Below are 25825 nucleotides of genomic sequence, written 5' to 3' on the forward strand. Positions count from 1 at the left end.
TGTCCACGGTCCGGCATGTGGTCTACGACCAGTCCGGTCACCTCGACAGGGTGCGAGCCTTTGGGTGCGGACGAGCACAAGCGGAAACACGTTCGCGGGCAGGGTAATCCGAGCTTCGTGACCGTGATCGTGATCGTGATCAGGCGTTTCGGGACCGGGTGAAGGTCGTCTCGATGGACGAGTTCACAGGCTACCACTCCGCCGCGAAGGACGTATTACCGCAGGTCAAGAGGGTGATGGGCCCGTTCCATGTCGTGCACCTCGCCGCCGAGACACACCGTGTGCCGGCAGCGGATCCAGCAGGTCACACTCGGGCATCGTGGCCGGTCCGGTAACCCGGTTGTACGGCATCAAAAGGGCGCTGCTGACCCGCGCGACGTCAAGCAGAAAGCGCGACGCGAGGCAGTGTTCACCGACGAGGAACACATCGATGTCGCGGTCACCGAACGCACATTCCGACACATGCGATCGGGTGATCATCTATGCCCACAACCGCACTATACCCCGCAACAGAAGTCGCACCGACTGAATCAGCACATCGGTGCATTCAGGCTTAATGCCACAGGTGTTTCGTTTCATATCTTATAGATTTTCATTTTTCGATACAGCGATGATCGAGCAATTCCGAGGCTCTTTGCTGTACGCATTCTGTTTCCATCATTCTCTTCCAGGCTTTTTACTATAGCCTCCCGCTCTAGATGTTCGAGAATTCCAGAAGCATGAATCGATGACAAACGGATGGAAGCGGGAAGATCTTCCACCTCTATCATCCCAGAAGGTTTTTTCGACAAGCATTCGGAGAGCACATGGCGCAGTTCAGTTAAATTACCCGGCCAGAAATACGCGGAGAGCTTCTCAAGTGTTTCGTTGCTTACTTCCGAAACGCCGGTACCGGATATTTCACTCAACATTTGATATACAAGGCGAGGAAGGTCATTCATGCGGTGCCGGAGTGGTGGAACCTGTATCGATCGACCGAAGAGACCATGAAATGATCGATGAAAAGTATCCTCTTCCGACTCAGAGCTTTCCGCCTCCGTCACTATGGCCGCTACTCCAACCGGGTTTCCACGTGAACTTATGTCGGAAATCACCTTATGGGCAGAAATCATCTCGTCTGTTGTCCACCGTTCCAGATGGCGAAGAATGAGATAACTCGTTCCTTTTCCATTGGAACAGAGGTCCGCTTTTACGTCGTCTGCAATAAGTCCTGGTTCGACGTCGATAACAGTGACGCCTGGATGCACGTCACAAACAATACCCCTGACCAGTTTTTCCTTTCCGACTCCCCGTTCTCCAATGAGAACAATGTGCTCTTTTCGTTCGACCATCCCTCTCACTGAAGATGTGACACTCTTCCACACTGAAGAAAATTCGTTGAACGATTCGGAACCAGAATTGGCGCCAGTACCCAAGAATCGCCCATCGGCCACATTGAAGTGAGAAGCCCTTGCAGCAGCCTTTTCGTGAATAGCCATACCAAGTGTGGTTAAATCTACTATCGACACTCCAACACCGATAACAGATTTTCCTGACGATATTCTCGTAGTTCGTATTTTGACTATTCGCTGTGGAGAAAGTTCGATCTCTTCAGTGGCTTTTGTCGCTCGCTCCGCGAGATACAGTGCGTGTTGGACGATTATTCTCTGCTCGTCGGCGTCGAAGAGTTTCTGCGCTTTGCTGGTAGAGATCAGAACGTTCTTTCCTGCCACCAGGAGTGGTGAACGAGTTTTTGCTTCCATTTTCGAGAATGCATTGAAGAGGATGCGTTGGTTCAGTTCTCGATCGTTGAGCAATGCGGTTTCGATCGTCGATGCGGCGGACCGAACGAAACTGTGCAGCAGTGGGGTCGAATGCTCGACCAGGCAGGTCAGATCGAGTACACCCTCGATGTGGCCGGAGAGGGGGTCTCGGATCGGGGCGCCGGAACACGAGTACCTCTGGAATCGCTCGTGAAAGTGCGCGGCCCCGACGATATGGACCGAACGACCTGATTCGAGGACCGTACCTACTCCGTTGGTCCCGACCTCACTCTCGGCATAGCTGAAACCTGGGGCCAGCGAGATCGTATCGACGAGTGCGCCGATCGCAGAGTTGGTGTCCAGCCTGGAGAGCACTCTCCCCTTGTTGTCGGAGACCGCGACGCTGAGCGGCACGTCCTCGGTGTATTCGATGAGCTTTTCGAGTACCGGCTGGGCGTAATGGACCAGGCGTGATGCGATATCGACATCACCGATGTACCGGATATCGCCGCCTTCGGGGGAAACTCCGGCGGCTTGTGATCGGAGCCAGGAAGCAGCGACGAACTCGTCTGTTCCCCCCAACCGGACATCCCGGTTGCCGAGGCGCGCGCGCTTTCGGTCGCCACTGTCAGTGTCGTCGACGATCCCCATCATTGTGTCCTCCATCCTGCCGACCTGCTCAATCGCCACCGGTGCTTCGCGCGGCCGGGGTGATCCGTGCATTCAGGAAACACCCGGAGGCAGTGGTGTGGAGTGTCCCAAGGTCGGACACTCCACACCCTTGCTCCCGGTGTGATGCTTTCCCGTGTTCGCACTCGAAGTGATGCCCATCACTTTAGTTTCATTTCTTCTCGACAACGCTAGGAGCCTCGATGGAGCGTTTGATCAACATCGACAACGGCGGAACTTTGACCGACATCTGCGTCGGCAGTGGATCCGAGTTCGCATTCACGAAGACACTCACGACTCCGGTCGATCTGTCCCAGTGCCTGTTCGACGGCATGACCAAAGTGTCCTCGGTCATCTACGGCGAACAGAACCTTTCGGGTCTGCTGCATTCGACTCAACACATCAGGTATTCCTCCACCCAAGGCACCAACGCTCTCGTCGAGAGGAAGGGTCCTCGTCTCGGCTTGATCACCGATGATGCCGCCATTGTGAACGAGCTGCGCACCGACGCAGAGTCTGCATCACTCTTCGACGACCTTGTCGGCCCCCGCACCTCGGTGGTATCCGACAATCTCGACGCCGACGCCTTGACCACGACATTGGTCGCGGAGATCAACAGGTTGACGACAGCGGGTGCGGAACGGCTGATCCTCGCGGCGAAGACCAAAGACCGTGAGGCACTGTTCAAGCGGATCATTCTCGAAAGTTTCCCGAGGCATCTTCTCGGGTCCGTCCCCGTTCTCTTCAGCTGGGAATTCGCCTCCGACGAACTTCGATCACGCCGAATCTGGTCCGGCATCATCAACTCGTTCCTGCACCCCACCGTGGAACGCTTCCTCTACAGCGCTGAACGACGCCTACGCACCTACAAGATCAAGAACCCGCTGCTCATCTACCGTAATGACGGGGCGTCCTCGCGGGTCGCGAAGTCCGTGGCACTCAAGACCTATTCTTCCGGACCTCGCGGAGGACTCGAAGGCACACGCGCATTGGCCCAAGCGTACGAACTTCCCCATGTGCTGATGATCGACGTAGGCGGAACCACCACCGACGTGGGGACGGTGAAGAACTATGCCATCGCCACCGAACGCCGCGGCCGGATCGCCGGTATTCCCGTCTCCTACGAGCTCAGTGACGTCAAGTCCGCCGGTGTGGGCGGCAGTTCCATCATCGCGGTCGAGAACGGCCGGATCGTAGTCGGCCCGGAAAGCGTCGGCGCGGCCCCCGGCCCCGCGTGCTTCGGCTTCGGTGGCAAGAAGGCCACCATCACCGACGTCAATCTGCTTCTCGGCGTTCTCGACCCCGATACATATCTCGACGGCGAAATGTTCCTCGACGCAGAACGGTCCCGCGCGGTCATCAGCGAGAGTGTCGCCGAACCGTTGGGGATCAGCGTTGAAGAAGCGCTGATCGAGATGGCTGCCGCCTACGCCGCGAAGGTGGCGGAGTCATTTGCCGCAGCCGTCGAGAGCGCAGAGACCACGACGGTCGCCGCATTCGGTGGCGGTGGCCCGATGAGTGCGTGTGATGCCGCGCGACTTGCCGGAGTGCGGCGCGTTCTCGTCCCGAAACTTGCCGCCGTGTTCTCCGCGTTCGGTATCAGCTTCTCCGACATCGCCCAGTCCTACGAAACTAACATCACCGACTGCACCTCTGCGGAAATCGCTGCGGCAGTGGATGAATTACGTGCGCGTGCAACACGCGACATGTTCCAAGAGGGATATGACATCGCTGATTGCTCGTTGGAGTGGGCATCGCTGGTCGAGGATGCCGACGGCGCGGTGACCCGGACGGAGTTCGACAGCGGACTCGACGTCAGCTCGGCTGCCGGGAACAAGACCCTCCTGGCGTTGAAGGCGATCCGGGAGCTTCCGCATTCGGTAGTCAAGGGCGGATCTCCGGAGATGAAGTCGGCGGCAGTGTCCACCATGACGCGATCGGTCCGCACTTCCGCGACTTCCGTCGAGGATCTTCCGGTCTACCAGCTCGACCAGCAGGTTGCCGGTGCGATGGCATCCGGCCCGGCCATCGTGGAAGGGCAGTTCTTCACCGCTCAGGTTCCGGCCGGCTGGGACTTGGAGATCTCCAACTCCGGCGACCTGATCCTGACCGACACCGTGTAATCGGGCCCGACGGTACCGCCCGAACCGTGACATCGACATTTCTCGACACGAAAGTAGAGAACATCATGCGTATCCCCATGACCGAATATCTCGCAATCGATCTCGACTCCGAGCGGTGGCTCTGCCGGGTCTGCCAGCACGACCTGGGCAATGCTCGGGGAAACTACAAAGAAGGCACTCTGGTCTACGACCGAGACCCCCGCGAGATTCACCCCTCGATTCTCGATCCGGAGAAATACGAGTACACCTTCGCCCCGGATCCGTTGTTCTGCCGCATCCTCGAATTCTATTGCCCGGGCTGCGGCACGCAGATCGAAACCGAATACACCCCACCCGGACACCCCCCGACCGTCGACATGATCTGGGACATCGACGCGCTCAAGAAGCAGTGGGCCGACCGCGACGGCGATCCGGAAACACTGATCAACTACGGGCCCGGCGAGAACGCCATCTCCGAACCCCGCACTTCGCATTCGCACTCCCATTCACACGCTCAGCGCTGACCCCGGATCGAAGGAGACTTTCATGAAACGCATTTCCGTTGACATCGGTGGAACATTCAGCGACTGCTTCTTTGTCTGGGACGATATCTACGTCGAAGCGAAGGCGTTGACCACCCACCACAACCTGGCCCTCGGCTTCAACGAAGCACTCGACTTGGCATGCTCACGCGCCGGTGTCAGCCGCAGCGACGCTCTACGCGAAGTCGATTCGGTCCGCTACGCCACCACACTGGGCACCAATGCACTCATCGAGGGCAAGGGCCCCAAGGTTGCAGCCCTGGTGACGCACGGATTCGAAGACACAATCCACCTCTCCCGTGGCCGCGGCTACGGTGAGGGCCTCGACGGCATCAAGCAAGGTGACATGGCGGACGCCCAGCGACCGGATCCTCTGGTGCCGCGTCACCTGGTTCGATCCGTGAAGGAACGAGTCGACGCCGTCGGCGAGATCCTGGTTCCACTGATGGTCGACGACGTGCGTCAACAAGTTCGTGAGTTGGTGGACAACGGCGCCGAAGCCATCGTCGTGGCGCTGACCAACGCCACCGAGAACTCCGCCCACGAGCAGCAGATCCTCGAAATCATCCTTGATGAATACCCCACGCACCAGCTCGGCGCGATCCCCGTTCTGCTCAGCAGTCAGGTGTCGGGCCGAAAAGGCGAATACGTCCGGGCGACATCGACAATCGTCGACGCCTTCCTCCACGAGACGATGTTCCACGCGCTCAATCAGCTGTCGAGCAATCTGCGTGACTCCGGATACGAGAAGCCGATGCTGGTCATTCACAATTCCGGCGGCATGGCCCAGCCGAACTCGACCGATGCGCTCCAGACCATCCACTCGGGCCCGATCGCCGGAGTCGGTGGGGCACAACACTTGGCGGAAACCACCGGAATCGGTGACGTCGTATCGATGGACATGGGAGGAACATCGTTCGACATCGGCCTGGTTCCCGAGGGCGGGGTTCGGCACTACGATTTCCAGCCGACCATCGGCCGCTGGCTGGTGTCGGTCCCGATGATCCATCTCAACACCCTCGGCGCGGGCGGCGGATCCATCGCTTCTTTCGACCGGATCCACAATTCGGTGAAGATCGGCCCCGAATCGGCAGGTTCGGACCCCGGCCCCGCCTGCTACGACCGCGGCGGTTTGCAGGTGACGGTCACCGACGCCGATTTGGTGCTCGGATACCTAGACCCCGAGAACTACGCTAACGGCTACATCGCGCTCAACAAGAAGCGCTCCACCTATGCGATCGACGAAAATCTCTCCGACGAACTCGACATGGACGCTGTCGATGTCGCGAAGGTCATCAAGCGCACCGTCGACGAGCAGATGGCCATCGGCATCGAGAAGGAACTGCGCTCACGTGGCGGTCTCGTCGAGGACTACACCATGCTCGCCTACGGCGGCAACGGCCCGCTGCACGCCTGCGGGATCGCGGCCAAGGCCGGAATCAGCAAGATTCTCTTCCCCCCGTTCGCATCAGTGTTCTCCGCTCTCGGCGCGGGCAACATGAAGCCCCTGCACATCCACGAGCGGAGCGCGTACATCGTGCTCTACGAACCGCGTGAGCGAACCATCTACGACCAGTACGAACAGCTCAACACCTACATCGGCGAGCTCGAAGCCAAAGGCGCCGAGGACCTGGTCCGTCAGGGCTATAACCGCAGCGACGTCAAGTACCGACTCGAGATGGACATGCGTTACGGCAACCAGTTGGTCACCACTGCGGTTTCTTTCGACATCAACCGAGTCGACGGTGTCGCCGATGTGCTGTACCTGATCAAAACGTTCGCCGAAATCTTCGGCCAGCGGTACGGCGAGGGCACCCAGGCGCCCGAAGCGGGCGTGCGCGTGCAGACCTTGCGCGTCGCCTCCTACATCGACGGCGACGTGGTCAAGTTCGATTCCATCGACGCCGGCGGTGACCGCGCAATCCCGACACCGGTAGCGACAAGGAAAGTCCACTTCACCGACATCAGCGAGCCTGTTCAAACCCCGGTCTACGACGAGAACGCCCTCGACCACGCATACGTGATCGCCGGCCCTGCCATTGTGACGACAGAAAGCACCACCTACCTCGTCGAACCGGGCTGGCGACTCGAGCCGACCGTGCAAGGCGCCGTCTGGCTCCTCAAAGACTGACGAGCAGTCGAATCAACCACAGTTCTTTCTAAGGAGCCTGAAAGCATCATGACAATTCTGGACAACGGCACCGGGCCATCCGCCGACCGCGACGGAACCCAGCAACTCAGCGAACAAGAACAGCAGTGGGTCGACAAGTTCATGGACGAGACCACCCTCTTCCTCGGACCCGACCCCGACATCATGCGGCACCACCAGATCGCGCCGCGCACAGCGCACGAAAGCTACTGCATGACATCGGATACCGATCCGATCGAAGCTGACCGCATCCGCAAACGTCTCGCCGGCGCACTCGACGAGGCCTTCGAGATGTGCGAAAGCATGGGCGCGGCCCCCGGCGCGAAATGGGCGGATCTCTCCGTCGCCGTCTACACAGCCGAAGGCGACGTCAGCTACCTCTCCAACCGCGGCGTCATCGCCTTCTCCGCTGTGTTGCACCACCCGATCCGCTACATCATGAAGAACTGGAAAGACGAACCGACAGTCGGAATCCGGCCCGGGGACGGCTTCTTCCACAACGATTCCCGGTTCGGAATGGTGCACAACACCGACCAATCGATGCTGGTACCCGTCATGCGCGACGACCGGATCATCGCCTGGGTAGGGGCCACCATCCACGAAGGCGAAAACGGTGCCTGCGAGCCCGGCGGAATGCCGTCAGGCTCCGAAACCCCCTTCGACGACGGGCTGCGCGCCTCACCGATCAAGATCGTCGAAGGCGGGCGACTGCGCCGAGATCTGTTGACGTTCCTCCAGCATTCGACACGTGACCCCAAACTGATGCTCGCCGACATCAAGGTAAAGATGGGCGCCGTCAGCAGAGTGATGGACACCGTCGACCGCCTCATCGACGAAGTCGGCGAAGAAGCATTCGTCTCCACCCTTCGCACCACCGTCGAAAACGTCGAAGCCGAGGTGCGGCGCCGTATTTCGGATCTACCGGACGGAACCGTCACCTTCAACCAGTTCGTCGACTCGACCCTCAAAGAAAACATCTTGATCAAGTTCGCCTGCAAGATCACCATCAAAGGCGACACCATGACCGTCGACCTGACGGGCACAGGGCCGGAGATCCTCAACAGGGCCATCAACTCCCCCCTCGGCTCGACCAAATCGTTCATGACGCAGGCGATTCTGTCGTACTGGTGGCCGGACCTACCGCGCAGCACCGGTGCCCTCTCCCCCATCGAGGTCATTTCCGAGGAACACACCTGGGCAGACGCCGGATACGACGCACCCGTCGGACAGTCACTCCAAGCTTCGTTCCGCGGATTCTCTGCCCTGCAGACCGCATACGCGAAGCTGCAGTTCTCCTCGCCCACCAAGTACTCGAACGTGATCGCCCCCTGGTTCAACCAGATCAACGACTTTCTGTGGGGCGGAACCACCCAGCACAGTGAGCAGGTCGGCAACCTCTGTGCCGATCTGAACGGAATGGGCGGCGGCGCCAAGGCATTCCGAGACGGCGAAGACGGCGTCGCACCCCTGTTCTGCGCGATGGCCGACATCGCCGAGCAAGAGGTCATGGAAGAAGAGGTCCCGTTCCTGCAGCTGGTCAGCAAGCGACTGGTCACAGACAACCAAGGCTTCGGCAAATACCGAGGCGGCATGGGCTACGAAATGATCGTCGCCTCTCGCGGCACCCCCAGTTGGGGATTCATGACAGTCACCTCCGGCTCGAAGTTCTCGTCGGTCAGCGGAATGTTCGGCGGCTACGGATGCCCCACCTATCCGTTGTCGATGGTCAAGAACATCAATATCTACGACATCATCCGCAAAGATCCGTCACAGTTCGACCTGTCCATCGAACGCGTGATGAACGAACAACCCTACGAGGGTGGCAAATACCTGACCGGCCACATGGGACTGCAGTTCGACGTCGCCAAGGAAGGCGAGCTCTACATGATCAGCCAGGGCTCCGGCGGCGGCTACGGCGACATCCTCGAACGAGATCCCGAGCTTGTCATGGCGGATTTGCAACTCGCGCGGATCTCGGACAAGGTGGCCGGCGAACTGTATGGCGTCGTCTACGAACCCGACACCTTCGTCGTCCGCGAGGAGGACACCACGGCGCTACGCGCACAGATGCGTCAGGACCGCTTGAAGCGCGGCAAGCCGTACAAGGAATTCGTAGCCGAATTCGTCAAGCCCGAACCTCCGAAAGAGCTGCTGTACTTCGGTTCCTGGGGCGATGACAACAACCAACTTGTTGCCACGCACTGGGGCAAGAGTGAGCCGGAGAGGGTGACCGCCCGCCTGGAAGATCTACCCCTCATCATGATTCCGGACCGCCGCGTGCTCAAGATCGAAGAGCTGAGCAAGCGGGTCCGCGAACTCGAGGCCAAGTGCGGCGAGGAAGTCCAACACAAGTCCTGACCCTGCCGATACCGCGCGGTGATGCTCCGCTGACCCAACATCACGTCGGTGTGAGCATCACCGCGCGGTATCGCACCAATCTCTCGAGGAAGACCATCATGTCCGCCAGCCTTCTCACCACGATCGCCACACCACCCTCGGGCCGCGCCACAGCACTCCTACTCGATCACCACGAGTACGCCCAATCAGTGTTTCTGCGCAACCGCCCGGCCCCCTGGGACGACCCCACCAGCTACGCCCGCTTCTTCAACCAAGCACAAGGCCTACTCAAACCCGACCTGTCCATCCTCGACCTGAACCACTTCTACACCCATCACCTCGAACAGAACCCCACCCTGCGAGATACACTGTCCCAGAAGAAAAGAACCGGGTACGCCCTGCGAACCATGCTCGCGGACAAGGGCCTCACCAGTGGCGCCATCGATCTTGCACAAACACTGACAGCAATGGCATCAGGACCAGTTGTCCTGCAGATCCCCTCCCCCATGCAGTGGCTACGAGCCACACACCACCATTCGGGTTCTTCCGACATCGACAGCCTCGATGCCGACGACGCGGAAAACTCGTCGATGTACGTCGCCGATTGGCTCCGCGGCTTCGCAGCACTCCCCTTCGCCGCGATACTCCTCAACGACCGACCAATAACCCCCTCCGCCCCCGCCACGCCGGTCGGGTTCGACGCCTACACCCCGATCGTCAACGTCACCGCGCACTACCGACTTACCGTCGGAATGCGCGACGCCCACGGTGTAGCACTCCATCAGCAGACCACCCGCGGAAGTATCCTCCCCGAAAACTACTGGCTCGGAGAACAAACAACACTTCCTCCCGGCGACTTCCACATCACACAGATCCCCGCCACCGCAATCCCCGAAGTAGTACTCAACCAACTAGCCCAGCTAAAGTGACACAAGCTCATCCGAACTAACTGTACGAGGCACGGACGTTAGTTACGCGATGCCGGCGGTAAGCGGCGGGCGGGACTGTCTCTAAATCGGTGTTTCGGCCCGACTAGCTGAGTGAACGCTCAGCGAGGAGGTGCCGAGATGACGACACTGGAAGATGTGACGAAGAAGAGGGCCGAGCCCTCCGCGGAAGCTGCGGCGGCCGCGGAGCTGGTCAGGTTGGCGAAGGAGCAGGGTCTGTCGCTGACCGGTCCGGACGGTCTACTCAAACAGTTCACCAAAACCGTCCTGGAAACCGCACTGAACGAGGAGATGACCGAGCACCTCGGACACGACAAGAACCAAGCCCCGCCCGATCGGGAATCAACGAATATCCGCAACGGGACTCGGTCGAAAACGGTGTTGACCGAGGCGACCGGTCATGTTCCGATCGAAGTCCCTCGTGATCGGGAAGGGACGTTCGACCCGCAGATCGTCAAGAAACGCCAACGGCGACTCAACGGGGTCGATGAGATCGTGTTGTCTTTGTACGCCAAAGGATTAACGACCGGTGAGATCAGTTCGCATTTCGCTGAAATCTACGGCGCTTCGGTCTCGAAGGAGACCATTTCTCGGATTACCGACAAGGTGCTCGAGGAGATGCAGGACTGGGCTGCCCGGCCGCTCGACGCGGTGTCCGAGCGTGATCTGCTAGACGCGTTGTCGGCACACGGTGAGCTTCTCGGCAGCCAAGTGCTACGCCGGACAGTTGAACATATGCGCACGCGCAATATTAGCGATCCCGCCGATGCAACCTTGCTGTCGGACGGAATCAACGTGTATGAATGTGAATCTTCGAAAGAGATCCTCGATCTCATCGGACGGGGACGGGCCGTATTCGGAATCGCAACGATCGGAACTACTCAAGAACCCATCAGTGCAATCGTCGATTTCCAGGGTGGCCCCGATTCGTCCGTAATTACCTCCAAAAACAAACACGCTTCAACCAATCTCGCAGGTGAACCACAAAAAATAAAAGCACTAATACAACGGAATTAAAACTAATCAGCTAAAGTTCTCGAGCAACCGTCTGAAACTCTTAATCTCACTGCCAGATCAACAAGGTTCCCCAACGATTCTTCAGAAAGACCGTTTGCGGCGACTAACAACGACCGCAAAGTTACATATTCGATTCTACTTATCAATTCAGTATCTGAACTCACTACTTTCATGACTTTCATGACGGAATCATCCGACGGCAATGAGAAGAAATAGTCAGGTGTCACGCCGAAATAAGATGCCAGAGCGAAAACAATCTCGCCAGAGGGCGCTGAACGAGCACCTGTCCGCAGTTGCGAAAGGTACGCTACAGAGATCGGTTTGCCATGTCTGCGCATATCCTTGACAACTGACTTATTGTACAGCCGTCTTCCAGATGCTGCGAACAGTGCGTTCAGGCGAAAACGAAATAGATTTCCGTCATCGTAATTTTCTACCACGGCACCGAACTCATTCCACTATTTACCGCCACGCTGCGGGGAAGCGGGACTAATCATTCCTGTTTGCCAACCAGTTGATGATATCGTCGTCGAGATACTCGGCGTCAAACTCCAGATCTTCGGTTGGCCAACAACCCGCCGGCGATAACAAAGGGTGCGGGACCGACCACCCGAAGGAACATGGCGGTAAGGCTTGGCGGGGATTCCGACGAATATTGTGACGGGCATCTTCGTCGAGTGCGGACCACCATTGAGATGCTACCTCGTCTAAATGATTTCGACGAATCCAATCTCGGATCCCTGGTTGAGTATCTCGCCCGTACACCGTTGACCAAACCGCTCCTTTAGGAATAAATCGAGCAGAGTCACCTCTCAATGTGTACGGAAGCGCGAGCATATTCTCGCGCATACGTGTGGGTAACCCTTCAAACCAAACGTGAATCTTGTCTTCCGGCTCGTCCTGCAAAATTCTCCTAATAGATAATGCACATACTTCATAGAATTTCAAAAATTCCGATTATATACGATTACCGCCGCGCTCACGTCATAATCACATCACACTTACTGGGCACGGAGGGGTGATAGAGCGGGTGACTTCGGGTGTGTGAGCCTTCGGTTTCGGGTCATGATCGGCCGGATCTATGGTCGAGACGTGTCCGCCGGGTCAGCTCGGCCTGGAGTTCCCCGGTGCTGATGTCGCCGAGGGAACCTGCGCCGCTGGCGGCTTCGTCGGGTCTCATGTAGCCGCCGGCCACGAGTACGTCCTGGATCGGGACGTCGAAGAGGGTCGCGGCGTCTCGGATCGTTGCCCGGGTCGGGTGACGGACGCCGAGCCACCGCGCCACCGTCGAGGGCGGTACCCCGAGTTTTCGGGCAGCGTCGGCATCGTCACTGTACGGGCCCGTATCGAGCTTCTCTCGCACCCACCCCGCAAAATCGTTGTACTGCATGGCTTCCTGCGAAATCCTTTCAGAATCTGGATGCGGCGGGAGCCCGCCCCAGGATCTGGTGACGTGGCCCGCCAGGCTCGGTGGGCGGGGTACCGAACCACACGCCGCTAGCGATGATGCAGGCTGGCGGGTAGTGATCACAACCGGACGGCAGAGCTGCCGGCACCCGGTCCCGCGCAGTTCGAGATCAAGAGTCCTGTACTGACAGAGTGTGTGAATCATCCGCGGCGGATGATCGGTACGCAGGACTCGGCCTCGGGTGTCGGGGTGGGGGATGTGGTCGGGAGATCGGGGTCCGATCGTCTTAAGCGTGCCGGGGCGGCGGGAACGACCGGGTCGCAGGGCCGAAGGCTCTCGGCCGGAAGCGGTGGAACCTGAGGTGATGGGCCGGTGCCCTCGCCGACCCCACCACCGCCCTGACCGGATGGGCCGGGAATGGCCGATTCGGAGGCAGAGGCATCGCTTCCGGACCCGCGTTCACCATGACCATTCCCGAGATTTCCCCTCTCGGGCCGGTGTTCACCGCCGGGTTGCGAAGGTGGGGTGTCGCTGTTCGTTCGATCGGTAGTGGCGGTGCGCGCGTTGTCGGGCGCGAGGACGCTCAGCATGCCGACCAACAACCCCCCGAGCACGAGCAGCACCGAGAGCAGCGCCAGCGGTGCCCAGCGCCGTGGTCCTGCAGCGATGGTCACCGTTTCACCGCCCCCGCCGGAGATGGTCGGGGCCAGCGGCGGCAGGTTTGTGGGCGTGGGGCGTGCGGCGGCAGCCAGGGCTGCACCTACTGCGAGTTGGGCGCGCTCGCCGAGGAACAGAAACCCGAGGCCGGACCGCTCGGCAGCCGTTGCGGACAGCTCATAGTCTTGTTCGGGTATTCCCATCGCCACGAGCATCTTCGGAACCGGATTCTGCTGCACGACAATCGTGTCCAGGGTCGCGGTGAAGGTTGCGCTGCTCGCGAGCAATTCAGCGCTGATGTAGCGGTGCGCGGACTCGATCGCGCCGGCGCGAAGATCTATCGCGGCGATCACGGTCTCGGTGCCTTCGGGCCAGAACGCGAGGATCGGTGACACTCCGGCCAGGGCATCGACCGCGCTCAGGTACGCCAAGCGCGCGTCGAGGCCGTTGACCACGACGACGGCGCCGAACGCCTGCGCAGGCAACGTCTGCGGAATCAGATCGCGGACATCCGCACGCTCGCACAACACCCCGATCACCGTCGGCTGCAGGTCAGAACGTGCTGCTCGCTCGATCGCGACGTCGGCCGCCGAGGCGAGCGCGCGCGCCGACGATTGCGCCGTGGGCACACCCCCGTCCTCACCCCACCCGTGCCGGAATTCGTCGATCGATCCGAGCAACGGGGTGTCGGCGTCCACCAGAGCAGTCGAAATGGACGTGCTGTCGAGCACGATGCCCAGGCTCTCACGCACGGGAACCTCCTACGATTTCACGAAAGGCGCAAGCAACGATCAGACGGTGAGCGACGATGCTCTCTTCCCGGATTCGGGTGCCGGTACTCAGAACGTCACCCCGTTCACATCCATCGCCCCGGGCCCCAGTGCGATCTCCACCGGCGCTCGTCCGTCGACCGTGAGGCGATACGTTCCCGGTAGAAGTCCGACGAAGGAGAAATACCCGTCGACCGGTGTCACCGACCGAACAATCGCGTGACCACACTGGTCCGCCCCCTCGATCAGCACAGAATCCGCCGCACCGGAAGTGACCACCCCGGTAATTCGCCCGTCCGCCACCACCGGCCCACTCGGGCTGGGCGCACCGTCCGTGAAGGGAATTCCGTGTGGATCACACACCCCGGCAGGGGCCGAGACCCGCACGAGCACCTCACCCGAGCGGACACGAACCGCTCCCCCGTCAGCACTTACCACGACAGCGACCGGCAGCCGATCTGTCTCGGATCCGGGGCCGGCGATCATGGTCACAGCACGGGTGAAATACCTGTCCGGCTCCACATCTCCTACCCGGCACAGTAACCCGATCTCGTCGACGAACGATCGATCACCGCAGTACTCCGGAACACGAGCCAACGTGAATCCTCGCGGCACCGGCAGGTCGATGACCACATCCGACAGCGGTACGTATCCGACACCGATATCGATGACGTACGTCACCGAATCACCCTCACGGACAACACCGTTGGACGGACCCGAATCCATACCCGGGCCGTCGTCGAGATCGAACGGTGGCTCACCGTCGAAAACCGTCAACCCGACAGTGAACGCCGAAGCGGTGTCAGATGTTGCTGCCGCCCGGACATCCGATGCCGTCGCCGGCGCTCCGAACGCCGCCGCCCCCACCACCAGCGCTACGGCTGCGACCCCTGCCCCGATGCCGCGCCTACACCTGCCGTACCGGCGCGGGCGCACCCGGACCGAGACCGCCCTCGGCCATGCTATTGACGCGACAGTTCTCACGACATTCTCCCTCACTGCCTGACTTCAGGGGTCCCCGACGGACACGAGCCGCACTGGCGAATCGCAAGCTACTTGCATGTTCAATTTAAATGGTTACCAAGTGCCGAGAACCTGCCTAAAAGGGGTGATTCCGAGGATGAAAACAGGACAATAAGGGTGAGGGCGCGGGTGAGATGAATACATCTCGGCACTCCGAATTTCACTCCAGTTACGATTCGGCATATAAAGAACAGGCACGGGTCGGCGAGAGCCTTGACCAATAAGTGCGCTATCAACATGCAAATCACAAGTAAAGACTTGACTCAAGGAACAGGAATCGACGAGGGAATGCTCAGCAACGACGATGACAACTGGGCAGCCATCGCGCCGCGGCGCACCCCAGCCGAATCGGTTCCCCGCCGCGTCGTGATGGCGAAACTCGATCGCCGTGCCGCGTTGACCATCGTCCGCGCCCCGAGCGGCTACGGGAAATCGTCGTTGATCGCCTCATGGCTACGCACGCACCTCATCTCGCAACAAATCCTGGTGTGGGTGCCCGCGCCCACCGCCTCGTCGACGATCGACGAGTACTGGCGCACGGTCCTTACCCGAATCCATGCCGCCAGCATCGCGCTACCCGATCCCGGCGGCCCTCCGGCCGATCCGTTCTCCGCCATCACCGCAGTCCTGACCGCCTCGCACCGCCCCGTGCTGATCGTGCTGATACGTCCGGATCTGATCCCGCACCCCGGGGTCGGCGACCGCATCGTCAAGCTCCTCACCCACTGCCACACCCTGCACGTCATCGTGACGGTGTCCGGGACGAGTATGTTTCCCGAGCCGTACCTGCTCGACATCGATCACGAGGTCATCCGGACGCGCGAGCTGCTGTTCACCGCCGCAGACACCGCGCATCTTCTGCCCCTAACCGGCGCACTGTCGCTGCCCGACGACCCCGCACGCATCACCGCACTCACCGGCGGAATTCCCGCGTTGGTGCGAGCGGCGGTCGCGGCGGTCACAAACCTCCCCGGCGTCGGTGATCGTGCCAGGCTCCTCGATCAGTGCGTCGATCGAGCAGTCGACGCGTACGCCGCCGATCATGTCCTCCCCACCGCTGATGCGCTCGGGCAACGCGACTTCGTCCTGCGCACTGCCTACGCTCGCGCTCTCACCACAGACCTCGCCCAACCCTTGTACAACTCCGACATCGAGCCGGCACCCCGAATCCGCGAGCGGCTGGTCGTGCTCGAATCCGTCGGCATACTCGCACGGATCGAAGGCGAACCCGAGGAAACCTGGGAACTGCCGCCGCCGGTCCGGCGCTCGATCCTGCGGCTACACACCCGCGCGGGACGCAATGTCCGCCAACAACTGTCGTCTCTGGCACACCACCAACTCGCGAACCGCCGTGCCGCGGCCGCGCTCGACTACGCCGTCGAAGCACAGAACTGGGCCCTGACCGCGGGCATCATCGATCGACATTGGGCCGCGATGCTCGCCGGCGACGCGCACACCCTCCAGACTGCACTCGCGAACATCCCGCACGAGGCTGCATCGCAGTACCCGGGAGTGCTCGCCGGCCGCGTAATGCTGGGAACGAATCCCGCCGTCGACATCGAGATGTATCCTCCTTTACCCCAGTCGCCGCGCGAGCTGTCGGCCCTGGCCACTACCGACGTCGCGAAGGACGCCCTGGACATCGGCTGCGTCCGATCGATCATGCTCAGGAACGCCGGCGAGTACGACAAATCGGTGGCCCTGACCCGGCGCCTGTCCCACCTTGCCCGCAGCGCACACGAACACGATCCCGACGCTGTCACCGCCCAGCTGCCCCTCATGCGAGCCCACTGGGCACGCAATCATCAACTCCGCGGCACCCTCACCGAATCCACGGCTGAGGCGCGCGCGGCATACCACGGCGCACTCACCCAGAACGTCGAATTCCTCGCACGCACTGCCGCAGGCACCATCGCCCTCAATTGGGCGATCGTCGGCGAATCAGTGCACGCCCGGCACTGGTCCGAACTCGAACGCAAACACGCGAACCGAGACTGCCGACACGAACCACTGCTACGCACCGCCGGACTCGTCGCGCGAACACTGATCGCACTCGACAGCCTCACCGATGCCGAGGCCGAGGCCCACACCGCACTGACCGACACGGCTGACCTGACCGACACCGACGCGGAAGAGCTGTGGGCGTTCGTCATCTACGCGCACAGTCGCTACGCGCTGACCCGCGCAGACACGACAGCAGTATTCGGTGCGTTGTCCTTGCTGCGCAGAACGCTGTCCACCCACACACACCACAACACCGCCACCTCGATGTCCCTACCACTGATGCACGCCACCGAGATCGACCTCCTCCTCGCCCTCGGCGAAGCAAACGCCGCCACAGCGGCAGCGGCAGATATCATCGACCCCGCAACCACCCCCTGGACACTCGTCTCAGTCGCGCGTCTACACCAACGAATCGGCCGCAACGAAGCCGCGTTGGCTCTGTGCCATCAATACGACTGCAGCGCCGAATCGAATCCACGGCTACAGATGGAAGTGCAGCTCGTCGAAGCCGTCGCCCACATAGCACTGAGACACCCGCAACTCGCCGCGCAAGCATGGTCGAGGGCCTGCAGCATCGCAGACCAGACCGGGCTCCTGAGCGTCTTCTCTACGATCTCCACCACCGACATCGACACCCTCGAAGAAACCGCGAAGACGGCATCACGTGCACTCTCGCAGTTCCGCGCAACACCGCTCGCGGAATGGTTTCCGAAAAACGTGCACATCGTCACCCTCACCGAACGAGAACACACCGTGCTCGCACTGCTCGCCCACGGGATGGCTCCAGCAGCGATCGCCGACACCCTGTTCGTGTCCGTCAACACCGTCAAAACACAACTCCGCACCCTCTACCGAAAACTCGGCGCCCACAACCGCAAGGACGCCATCAGCCGAGCACACGCCCTCAAACTTCTCCGCCCACACGCCCCTGAACCGCCCGCCGCCTCGGCGCCACCGAAAGAACAGCGCACCTAAAAAATGCTCACCCCCACAGAACACGAGCAAGCAACAACACACCCACACCGCAACGACCACACCGCCGGCCGATCACAGGACACCGCGAACACCGAAGCCCACGCGACATGCACAGCAACTCGCACCTCACGGCCACGACCGTCACAGTCAGAGATCTTCAGCCAGCGATTGAACCTGCTGTTCACAACATTCACGCACGACTCCGGACGTCGCATCACACAAGCACAACTGACCGCACAGATAAATTCGCGCGGCTACCGACTCTCACGCGCCTACATCTCACAACTGCGCCACGGAACGCGGCAGAACCCATCACCGCAGCTGGTGAGAGTGATCGCCGACATCTTCGAAGTTCCTGAAGACTACTTTTTCATCCCCACCGGCTCTGCCGACGGCATCGAAACAAACGACGCCCGTGTTCTCGAACAGCTTCGAGACGACGATATCCGCCTCCTGCTCACCCGAGCCCACGGACTCTCGACCCTCTCGACTGAACTTCTGCTCGACATGGCACAACGACTCCGCGTCGCCGAACACCGACCGGATATTGATCGATGTGCGGGGACTCGGAACGCACACTGACGTTCAACATCGCTAAGCCTGAATGAACCGCTCCGATCACTGCCACATGCATGCCGCAGACACCGCATGCCCTACCGTAGCGAAAGAAGAATATTCTCGATCGCCGTGACAGCCATGCCGCCGATGAAAAGTCATGCTCGGCCGGTTCAGCGTAGCGATGAGCTCGACCTCGACGCCCCGGCGAATGTCAGCGGTGGTCCGGGCACCGCAACTCAGGCACAACGGCCCACCCGCTCGCGGTGAGCCACTGCTGCACCGGATCCGGCAGGGTGCCACCCCGTGCGGTCTGTGCGAAATCGCCGGCGAGGATCGGACCGTCGCCGCACACCGTGCAGGCGACGTCGAACGCCGGCGGCGCCGGCTCGCAGTGGCGGCAATGCGATCGGGCGAGCACCGCACCAGGATCGGCCGGGTTGTCGGTCGGAGGATGCAGCCAGATCACGGCCAGGTCGCCGCGTTGATGGGCCGCTTCCGCTCTGGTGCTCGGCTCGTACCCACAGGACGGGCAGATCCGCGACGTTCGCGTTGCCGCAGCTACCCCGCTAACCGGATCAGTCGACGCACTCGCCGCCGGTGCGCGCTTGTTCAGGTGTCCGTAGACAGTAGTGCGGGGAACGTTCAACATCGCCGCGATCTGCGCCACCGTCTTCTCCCCCGCGTCGTAAAGCTGCTGAGCGAGTGCGATTTGATCGCCGGTGAGCTTCGGCGGACGGCCGCCCTTTCTCCCGCGCGCCCGCGCAGCGGCCAACCCGTCCCGGGTGTTCGCCACGATCAACTCACGTTGAAGCTCGGCAAGGACGGACAGCATCCCGAACATCGCCCGCCCCTCCGCGGTCGCGGTGTCGATTCCCTGCTCGAGCACCTTCAACCCAATCCCCCGCTCCCGCAGCTCGGCGCCGAGGGTGATCAGATGCAACACCGAACGCCCCAACCGATCCAGCCGGGTGATCACCAACGTGTCACCGCTACGCAACCTGGTCAGCACCGCATCGAGTTGCGGGCGTGACGCTTTCGCACCACCCGCGCGGTCGGTGTGAATGTTCGCGGCGTCGACCCCCGCCCGCGTCAGGGCATCGACCTGGTGGGCGGGGTTCTGATCTGCGCTCGACACCCTGGCGTAACCGAACAACATCTGTCGAAAACTACCCTTCTTTAGGGGTTTTCGTCAGGTTTGGAGGCTCTTCCCAGATGAGGGTGTAGGTCGGCCGGGCGGGTCGGTCCGCAGGTAGACGTCGAGGTCTCCCGACGATGGAGGTTCCTACGCCATCCATCCGAAAGACCTCGACGTGACCGACGCTACCCCGCCGGCCGGCTTCGGCCGCCCTGACCTGACCGCCTTCGCGTCTCATCCCAATCGACCCTGATCGAGTCTGCTGACCCCCTCGACGAGAACGCAGCGACATCACAGCCACCCAACCCCGACCGTCCGGGAAGCCGGGACACGTCACATGGCCTGTGCTGCGGGCGTGTCGAGTGGGTCGTCCAGGGGCGACACAGGAGCGTCGACGCGACGTGCTGAGAGGTGGTTCCAACCGAGCGCTAGGACACCGGCTACAGGCATGGCGATAGGTCAGGAACGGCGTCGCTCCCTGCGCAGGAGGGAGCGCAGAGTCTCGGCGTTCGCGTAGCCGACCCGTAGCGCGATCTCGGCGGAGGTGAGGTCCGTGGTTGCTGAGAGGTGCCGAGCTCGTTCGATGCGAAGCCGTTGGACGAAGCCGAGCGGAGTGAGGTTGAGCGCCGCACGGACTCGTCGTTCGAGGGTGCGCCGGCTGGTGCCGAGCGACTGCGCGACGAAGGCGACGTTGAACGGTTCGTCCAGGCGGGCGCGCACGAAGCGTTCGAACTCGACGACGATCAGGTCCTCGTGCCGGAGATGTTCGTAGGCGACGAAGGCCGCCTGCGACGGACGCTCGTCGATGATGAGGAGCTTGGCGACATGTTGGGCCAGGTCGGGGCTGATCGATCGCACGAGTGAGAGCGCGAGGTCGATGTGGGCGAACGCGGCGCCGGCGGTGACGAGGTTCCCGTCGACCACGACCATGGTGTCGAGATCGAGGGCGACGGTCGGATAGCGCTTCAGGAACTCCGGCCCCAGGAACCAGCTGGTCGTCGCCCGCCGATGATGCATCCGTCCGGTCTCGGCGACAGCGAACACGCCGGTGCACGCCGCGGCGATCCGGGTGGTCGCGTCGTCGAGGCGCCCGAGCGAGGCGATGACCGAACGAGCATCTCGGCTCTGGAGGGCGTCGTTGGTAGCGGCGGCCGTGAGGGTTCCAAGCGCAGGGACGACGACCACGTCGAACTCTGCGGACTCCGACAGCGGGTGGTCCACCGACAGGGTCATCGATGCCGTCGTGGTCACTCTCCGTTTCGGTCCGAGGATGGCGAGTTCGATCGGGTCGATCCGCGGGTCGACATCGCCGCGGGCTCCGTCGGCCACCCGCACGATGTCGATGACCGACGCGACAGCCGAACCGAAGCAGCCGTCGATCGCGATCAGTCCGATACGCATGGCGCGAACAATAGCAATACTGCCGTATACGCCACTTCTCACATGCCCTTGCTCGTCATACGCTTAACTCGCTTCACCAAGAAACCTCGACACCTAGGAGAACCCCTCATGTCCACACCCGCATCACTTCCGTATGCCTTCGTCGCCAAGATCGTCGCGGCCGATGGACAGCACGACGCGCTCGCCGATCTGCTCGCCGGCGCTGTCGCGCTCGCCAACGAAGAAGTAGGAACGATTGTCTGGTTCGCGGTCAGGACCCACGCCGACACCTTCTGGATCTTCGATGCATTCCCCGACGAGGCCGCTCGCGACGCCCACGCCAACGGCGCCATCGTCGCAGCCCTGATGGCCAACCAGCACCTCCTCGGCGCAGCACCCGAGATCCTGGCGGCCGACGTCCTCGCGTCCAAGCTCCCGTAGTCCGCCAACGCACGAGACGATCGCGCCCCGCCGAGCCGTCGCCAGGTCGCGACGCAACGCCACGCTGCGTTGCCGAGCGGTACGAGGCCTATCGGCACACGGACAGGATGCCGGCCGCGAGCGCTCAGCCGGCGAGGGGTCCGTCGCAGAGGAGAGCGACGTCGGTGTCGGGCAGAGCCGTGAGGCCAGCGCATCGCGCGACCACCAGAACCGAACCGCCCCTGCCCTGCGTTTCCGCAGGTCAGGGGCTGTTCGCCGGAGCCGCCTGTCGGAATCGAACCGACGACCTAATCACGTCGGCTTTGCGTCTATCGCTTGATGCGCCCACTGGGCGAACGAGCCGCTGACCTGCGCAAACGCCGAGCGTGGGGGACGCCGCCATCCGGTGGTGACCGACGTCGACCGACCAGTACCGACCGTTTCACCGGAGCTTGCGGCGGCGTCGAAGCCGAGCAAGCTCCATTCCTTTAGCTCACCGCGCCCTCCTCCTCGCCGGTCCCGTCGTCGTCGAAGACGTTTCAGGGGTCTTCTCAGATGACGGTGTAAGTCGGCCGGGCGCGTCGGTCCGCAGATAGACGTCGAGGTCTCCCGACGACGGAGGTTCCTACGCCATCCATCCGAAAGACCTCGACGTGTCCGACGCTACCCCGCCGGCCGGCTTCGGCCGCCCTGACCTGACCGCCTTCGCTCGACTCGACGGCCTCGGTCTGAGCGTGACCGGACAACGACTTGAACCGGATCGTGCGGTCCTCGCGTGCCGCGTGGTGGAACCAGATCAGTGGTGCCGACGGTGCGGCAGCGAAGGCGCTGCTCGTGACACCGTGATCCGGCGGTTGGCCCACGAGCCGCTGGGCTGGCGACCGACCGTGCTGGAAGTTGTAGTGCGCCGCTACCGCTGTGCCGACTGCGGACACGTGTGGCGCCAAGACACCAGCGCCGCGGCGGAGCCACGCGCGAAGCTCTCGCGCACCGGGCTGCGGTGGGCGCTGGAAGGGATCGTGGTCGCACACCTCACCGTCGCCCGTGTCGCCGAGGGACTCGGGCTCGCGTGGGACACCGCCAACAACGCGGTCCTGGCTGAAGGCAAGCGGCTGCTGATCAACGACCCCACGCGGTTCGAGGGCGTGAAGGTCATTGGCGTCGATGAGCACGTCTGGCGCCACACCAGGCGTGGCGACAAGTACGTCACCGTGATCATCGACCTCACCCCGGTCCGCGATGGCGCCGGCCCAGCAAGGCTGCTGGACATGGTCGAGGGCCGGTCGAAGGCGGCGTTCAAGACCTGGCTCGCCGACCGCGACGACGCCTTCCGTGACGCGGTCGAGGTGGTCGCGATGGACGGCTTCACCGGGTTCAAGACCGCCGCTGCAGAGGAGATCCCGGACGCGGTCACGGTGATGGATCCCTTCCACGTCGTGCGCCTGGCCGGTGACGCCCTCGACAGGTGCCGGCGCCGGGTCCAACTCGCGATCCACGGGCACCGTGGGTTCAGGGACGACCCGCTCTACAAGTCGCGGCGCACGCTGCACACCGGCGCGGACCTGCTCACCGACAAGCAGAGCGACAGGCTACGCGCGCTGTTCGTTGATGACGCTCACGTCGAGGTCGAGGCGACCTGGGGTGTCTACCAGCGCATGATCGCCGCCTATCGCCACGAGGACCGGCAACGTGGCCGCGAGCTCATGGAGAAGCTGATCACCGACCTCAGCGCCGGCGTCCCCAAGGTGCTCACCGAGCTCACCACCCTGGGCCGGACCCTGAAGAAGCGAGCCGCTGACGTGCTCGCCTACTTCGAACGACCCGGCACCAGCAACGGGCCGACCGAGGCGCTCAACGGACGGCTCGAACACCTGCGCAGCTCCGCACTCGGGTTCCGCAACCTGACCAACCACATCGCCCGAAGCCTGCTCGAGACCGGCGGCTTCAGACCCCAACTCCTACACCCCCGATTGGGATGAGCCGGTTTGGAGTCGTCAACATCTACCAGCATCAGAGTGGGAACGCGTATCAGAAACTCGTCGGTATACCGGAACAATCGCTCTCTGAAGTATCTCACCACTATGAAATGTGGGGATACACCAACTTCAACGGCGGTTCACAGCAGAGGAGGAGCCACGGACGATCCTTCGTATATCTTCGCCACCGCGTCGTTGTAAGACGACTTGTGATCGGCGTAGACGATCCGGGAGCGGGCAATGGAGCTTTCTGCTGTGGGACCGACTGCCGTGTACAGCGTTTCGAGGTAGTAGCCGAAACCGTCGACAGATTCGCGGATGTCGTTCACAGCGCTCTCGAGATGGTCGGGAAGGTCCCTGCCTTCGAGAACCGCGATATAGGAATCCATCGTGCTCGCAAACGCCTGCTTGTAGCCGACGATGTCGAGAACTGATGCGCGGCCTGCACCGACATCTTCTCCGAAAACCAGCGCTTCGTCGATGGCAGCTTTCGCCAGTCGTGTCGCGGGATCGACTTTGCCGACGTAAGTTTTGGCGTCTGCCAGCCGTTGCTCCGCGTCTTTGCGTTCCTTGTCCGCAGCTCTGCGCGCGGATTCGGCATTTCGGCGTTCGGTGTCTGCGTCGCGCTCACGTATTTCGGCCAGGACGGGTGAATCCTCCGGAAGGATTTCCCGGATTCTCTCGTCTTCCGGTTTCGCGATCTTCAAGGTGACGGTGTCCTTCTGGTCCATCCGATCCCCCGCCGGCGGGACCTGTTCGACCACCACCCAGTTGGCGTCCATCAGGGGCTGACGGTCCGATATCGCGTCGATATCCTCGAATTCCTTGAAACCTGCGTCTTTGAGCACATTGTGGGCATCGTCGAGTCGAATACCTGCCACCTTCGGCACTTCGACCGGATCACTCCCACAGGCCACCAACGCGAAAGAAAATGCGAGTCCGGTTATCAGGGCTGTGGTGGTGCGCTTCGTCGGCATTTTTACCTGTCTTTGGGCAGCTGGCAGATTCGGGAACTGTCTCCCCGATGATTTATTCTCGGATATTGCATCATGCGGCAAACCCGCCCACTGCATCGCCCGATATTCCATTTCACTCAGCAATGTCGGAGTGCTCGGGCATAGTGCGTTAAGAAGTCATCCCATTCGAAGCACAGATCAGAGGACACACATGCCCACGCCATCAGATGATCGGCTTGAACTCCTCGCGAAGCGCTGCAACGCCGACCTCGGCGATTCTGATCTGTGGTTCCGCCCGGATGGCTACCCGCGCAGCCTTGCTCTGTGCATCATCGACTCGATCGCGTCCACCGGCGCACACTACAACTCCGTCAAAAACGTCCTGAGGCATTACATCGACTTCCGGCAGGCGCAGGGCGGTGATGCCGACACCGACAATGCCGGCGCCCTGTTGGAGACTTTCGACGAACTCGGCGGCCCGAAGGAGTGGGCCGAGATGACGAACAACCGCAAACCGACCTCGACGACCAAAGGTGCTCCGCTCAAGGCTGCGGCCATACATGAGGCTGCCGGGCGGCTGCGTGAGCTGGGAATCGACAGCACCGACGACCTCCGCGCAGCCGACGCCGACGAACTCGACAGCGCGAAGAAAGCCTGGGCGCGGGTACCTGGCCAGCGTTCCGGGATCACCTGGAACTACTTCCTGATGCTCGCTGGTACTCCCGGTGTGAAAGCTGATCGCATGGTCATCCGCTACGTCGCCGACGCGATCGGAGCGGTCGCGGAGAATGTGAGCGCAACCGATGCCGCGATGCTTGTGAAAGCGGTCGCCGAAAAATGCGGCCACAACGTCACCCATCTCGATCATGCGATCTGGCGATTCGAATCCGGCCGACCTGTGAACCACCAGAGCTGAGCGCTAGCTGCGGAGCGACCAACTACACGCCTGACCTTCTGAGTTCAGCGATTCTCCGCCAACGGAACATGTCGGCGGGCCGTGCCACTCTTGCTGTGAAACAGGGCGATGAGACTGCGAGTCGCATCTGCGTTGATCGTGT

20 protein-coding genes and 1 pseudogene are annotated in these 25825 nt (G+C 61.6%); 12 read left to right on the forward strand and 9 right to left on the reverse strand.

The window, feature by feature from the left end; translation table 11 throughout:
- Nucleotides 1–173 precede the first annotated feature (173 nt).
- Nucleotides 174–335, forward strand: coding sequence for a transposase (locus R4P70_RS27820; RefSeq protein WP_125461393.1), 162 nt, complete (start codon nucleotides 174–176; stop codon nucleotides 333–335).
- A 240-nt stretch (nucleotides 336–575) separates the two neighbouring features.
- Here the strand turns inward: R4P70_RS27820 and R4P70_RS27825 are convergent, their stop codons facing one another.
- On the reverse strand, nucleotides 576–2396 hold the full coding sequence (locus R4P70_RS27825) for a sigma-54-dependent Fis family transcriptional regulator (RefSeq protein WP_256922288.1): 1821 nt from the start codon (nucleotides 2394–2396) through the stop codon (nucleotides 576–578).
- 218 nt (nucleotides 2397–2614) lie between these two features.
- On the opposite strand from R4P70_RS27825, the gene R4P70_RS27830 reads away from it, so the two are divergent.
- From R4P70_RS27830 to R4P70_RS27855, 6 genes and pseudogenes are all read left to right on the forward strand, one after another.
- Complete coding sequence (locus tag R4P70_RS27830) at nucleotides 2615–4534, forward strand: hydantoinase/oxoprolinase family protein (RefSeq protein ID WP_019749876.1); 1920 nt, start codon at nucleotides 2615–2617, stop codon at nucleotides 4532–4534.
- 65 nt (nucleotides 4535–4599) lie between these two features.
- The gene (locus tag R4P70_RS27835) at nucleotides 4600–5037 is read left to right on the forward strand and encodes an acetone carboxylase subunit gamma (RefSeq protein WP_037134831.1); all 438 of its coding nucleotides are present in this window, start codon (nucleotides 4600–4602) and stop codon (nucleotides 5035–5037) included.
- Between the two features lie 22 nt (nucleotides 5038–5059).
- Nucleotides 5060–7186, forward strand: coding sequence for a hydantoinase/oxoprolinase family protein (locus R4P70_RS27840; RefSeq protein WP_019749874.1), 2127 nt, complete (start codon nucleotides 5060–5062; stop codon nucleotides 7184–7186).
- A 48-nt stretch (nucleotides 7187–7234) separates the two neighbouring features.
- Nucleotides 7235–9562: a hydantoinase B/oxoprolinase family protein gene (locus R4P70_RS27845; RefSeq protein ID WP_019749873.1), complete on the forward strand. Its 2328-nt coding sequence runs from the start codon at nucleotides 7235–7237 to the stop codon at nucleotides 9560–9562.
- 98 nt (nucleotides 9563–9660) lie between these two features.
- Complete coding sequence (locus tag R4P70_RS27850; RefSeq protein ID WP_029538828.1) at nucleotides 9661–10470, forward strand: hypothetical protein; 810 nt, start codon at nucleotides 9661–9663, stop codon at nucleotides 10468–10470.
- Nucleotides 10471–10608: 138 nt separating this feature from the next.
- Nucleotides 10609–11169: pseudogene (locus tag R4P70_RS27855) on the forward strand (IS256 family transposase); the annotation flags it as partial.
- A 338-nt stretch (nucleotides 11170–11507) separates the two neighbouring features.
- Here R4P70_RS27855 and R4P70_RS32765 read toward each other — a convergent pair.
- The 4 genes from R4P70_RS32765 to R4P70_RS27870 form a co-directional block, all read right to left on the reverse strand.
- On the reverse strand, nucleotides 11508–11843 hold the full coding sequence (locus R4P70_RS32765) for a helix-turn-helix domain-containing protein (RefSeq protein ID WP_370627707.1): 336 nt from the start codon (nucleotides 11841–11843) through the stop codon (nucleotides 11508–11510).
- 725 nt (nucleotides 11844–12568) lie between these two features.
- Nucleotides 12569–12895: a helix-turn-helix domain-containing protein gene (locus R4P70_RS27860; RefSeq protein WP_019749870.1), complete on the reverse strand. Its 327-nt coding sequence runs from the start codon at nucleotides 12893–12895 to the stop codon at nucleotides 12569–12571.
- 218 nt (nucleotides 12896–13113) lie between these two features.
- Entirely contained in the window at nucleotides 13114–14322 is a 1209-nt protein-coding gene (locus R4P70_RS27865) for a hypothetical protein (protein ID WP_317832795.1), read from the reverse strand.
- Nucleotides 14323–14409: 87 nt separating this feature from the next.
- Nucleotides 14410–15324 carry a hypothetical protein gene (locus tag R4P70_RS27870; RefSeq protein WP_256922286.1) on the reverse strand — a complete coding sequence of 305 codons (915 nt, stop codon included), beginning with the start codon at nucleotides 15322–15324 and terminating at the stop codon, nucleotides 14410–14412.
- Between the two features lie 297 nt (nucleotides 15325–15621).
- Between R4P70_RS27870 and R4P70_RS27875 the strand changes: the two genes are divergently transcribed.
- A complete protein-coding gene (locus tag R4P70_RS27875; RefSeq protein ID WP_317832798.1) occupies nucleotides 15622–18342 on the forward strand; it encodes a helix-turn-helix transcriptional regulator in 2721 nt (906 codons plus the stop codon).
- A gap of 3 nt (nucleotides 18343–18345) precedes the next feature.
- Nucleotides 18346–18924, forward strand: a complete 579-nt coding sequence (locus R4P70_RS27880; protein WP_019749866.1) for a helix-turn-helix domain-containing protein — start codon at nucleotides 18346–18348, stop codon at nucleotides 18922–18924.
- Between the two features lie 187 nt (nucleotides 18925–19111).
- Here the strand turns inward: R4P70_RS27880 and R4P70_RS27885 are convergent, their stop codons facing one another.
- Both R4P70_RS27885 and R4P70_RS27890 read right to left on the reverse strand, forming a co-directional pair.
- A complete protein-coding gene (locus tag R4P70_RS27885; RefSeq protein WP_317832800.1) occupies nucleotides 19112–20056 on the reverse strand; it encodes a recombinase family protein in 945 nt (314 codons plus the stop codon).
- Between the two features lie 438 nt (nucleotides 20057–20494).
- On the reverse strand, nucleotides 20495–21436 hold the full coding sequence (locus tag R4P70_RS27890; RefSeq protein WP_099699101.1) for a GlxA family transcriptional regulator: 942 nt from the start codon (nucleotides 21434–21436) through the stop codon (nucleotides 20495–20497).
- 108 nt (nucleotides 21437–21544) lie between these two features.
- On the opposite strand from R4P70_RS27890, the gene R4P70_RS27895 reads away from it, so the two are divergent.
- The gene (locus R4P70_RS27895; protein ID WP_003941073.1) at nucleotides 21545–21856 is read left to right on the forward strand and encodes a putative quinol monooxygenase; all 312 of its coding nucleotides are present in this window, start codon (nucleotides 21545–21547) and stop codon (nucleotides 21854–21856) included.
- A gap of 291 nt (nucleotides 21857–22147) precedes the next feature.
- On the opposite strand, the gene R4P70_RS27900 is transcribed toward R4P70_RS27895, so the two are convergent.
- Complete coding sequence (locus R4P70_RS27900; protein ID WP_317832803.1) at nucleotides 22148–22312, reverse strand: hypothetical protein; 165 nt, start codon at nucleotides 22310–22312, stop codon at nucleotides 22148–22150.
- A gap of 176 nt (nucleotides 22313–22488) precedes the next feature.
- Between R4P70_RS27900 and R4P70_RS27905 the strand changes: the two genes are divergently transcribed.
- A complete protein-coding gene (locus R4P70_RS27905) occupies nucleotides 22489–23814 on the forward strand; it encodes an ISL3-like element ISPfr2 family transposase (protein ID WP_317832805.1) in 1326 nt (441 codons plus the stop codon).
- A gap of 137 nt (nucleotides 23815–23951) precedes the next feature.
- Here the strand turns inward: R4P70_RS27905 and R4P70_RS27910 are convergent, their stop codons facing one another.
- Nucleotides 23952–24788: a PASTA domain-containing protein gene (locus R4P70_RS27910; protein WP_221743022.1), complete on the reverse strand. Its 837-nt coding sequence runs from the start codon at nucleotides 24786–24788 to the stop codon at nucleotides 23952–23954.
- A 190-nt stretch (nucleotides 24789–24978) separates the two neighbouring features.
- On the opposite strand from R4P70_RS27910, the gene R4P70_RS27915 reads away from it, so the two are divergent.
- Nucleotides 24979–25683 carry a heme peroxidase gene (locus tag R4P70_RS27915; protein ID WP_116058485.1) on the forward strand — a complete coding sequence of 235 codons (705 nt, stop codon included), beginning with the start codon at nucleotides 24979–24981 and terminating at the stop codon, nucleotides 25681–25683.
- Nucleotides 25684–25825: the final 142 nt, after the last annotated feature.

Origin of the sequence: Rhodococcus sp. IEGM 1241 (assembly GCF_033142365.1) — a bacterium.
Taxonomy (GTDB): domain Bacteria; phylum Actinomycetota; class Actinomycetes; order Mycobacteriales; family Mycobacteriaceae; genus Rhodococcus_F; species Rhodococcus_F erythropolis.

Coding starts and splice junctions, on each gene's coding strand:
- R4P70_RS27895 (WP_003941073.1), top strand. CDS start 21,545: ATGTCCACACCCGCATCACTTCCGTATGCCTTCGTCGCCAAGATCGTC.
- R4P70_RS27820 (WP_125461393.1), top strand. CDS start 174: ATGGACGAGTTCACAGGCTACCACTCCGCCGCGAAGGACGTATTACCG.
- R4P70_RS32765 (WP_370627707.1), bottom strand. CDS start 11,843: ATGCGCAGACATGGCAAACCGATCTCTGTAGCGTACCTTTCGCAACTG.
- R4P70_RS27885 (WP_317832800.1), bottom strand. CDS start 20,056: ATGTTGTTCGGTTACGCCAGGGTGTCGAGCGCAGATCAGAACCCCGCC.
- R4P70_RS27835 (WP_037134831.1), top strand. CDS start 4,600: ATGCGTATCCCCATGACCGAATATCTCGCAATCGATCTCGACTCCGAG.
- R4P70_RS27850 (WP_029538828.1), top strand. CDS start 9,661: ATGTCCGCCAGCCTTCTCACCACGATCGCCACACCACCCTCGGGCCGC.
- R4P70_RS27825 (WP_256922288.1), bottom strand. CDS start 2,396: ATGATGGGGATCGTCGACGACACTGACAGTGGCGACCGAAAGCGCGCG.
- R4P70_RS27890 (WP_099699101.1), bottom strand. CDS start 21,436: ATGCGTATCGGACTGATCGCGATCGACGGCTGCTTCGGTTCGGCTGTC.
- R4P70_RS27880 (WP_019749866.1), top strand. CDS start 18,346: ATGCTCACCCCCACAGAACACGAGCAAGCAACAACACACCCACACCGC.
- R4P70_RS27860 (WP_019749870.1), bottom strand. CDS start 12,895: ATGCAGTACAACGATTTTGCGGGGTGGGTGCGAGAGAAGCTCGATACG.
- R4P70_RS27915 (WP_116058485.1), top strand. CDS start 24,979: ATGCCCACGCCATCAGATGATCGGCTTGAACTCCTCGCGAAGCGCTGC.
- R4P70_RS27830 (WP_019749876.1), top strand. CDS start 2,615: ATGGAGCGTTTGATCAACATCGACAACGGCGGAACTTTGACCGACATC.
- R4P70_RS27840 (WP_019749874.1), top strand. CDS start 5,060: ATGAAACGCATTTCCGTTGACATCGGTGGAACATTCAGCGACTGCTTC.
- R4P70_RS27845 (WP_019749873.1), top strand. CDS start 7,235: ATGACAATTCTGGACAACGGCACCGGGCCATCCGCCGACCGCGACGGA.
- R4P70_RS27910 (WP_221743022.1), bottom strand. CDS start 24,788: ATGCCGACGAAGCGCACCACCACAGCCCTGATAACCGGACTCGCATTT.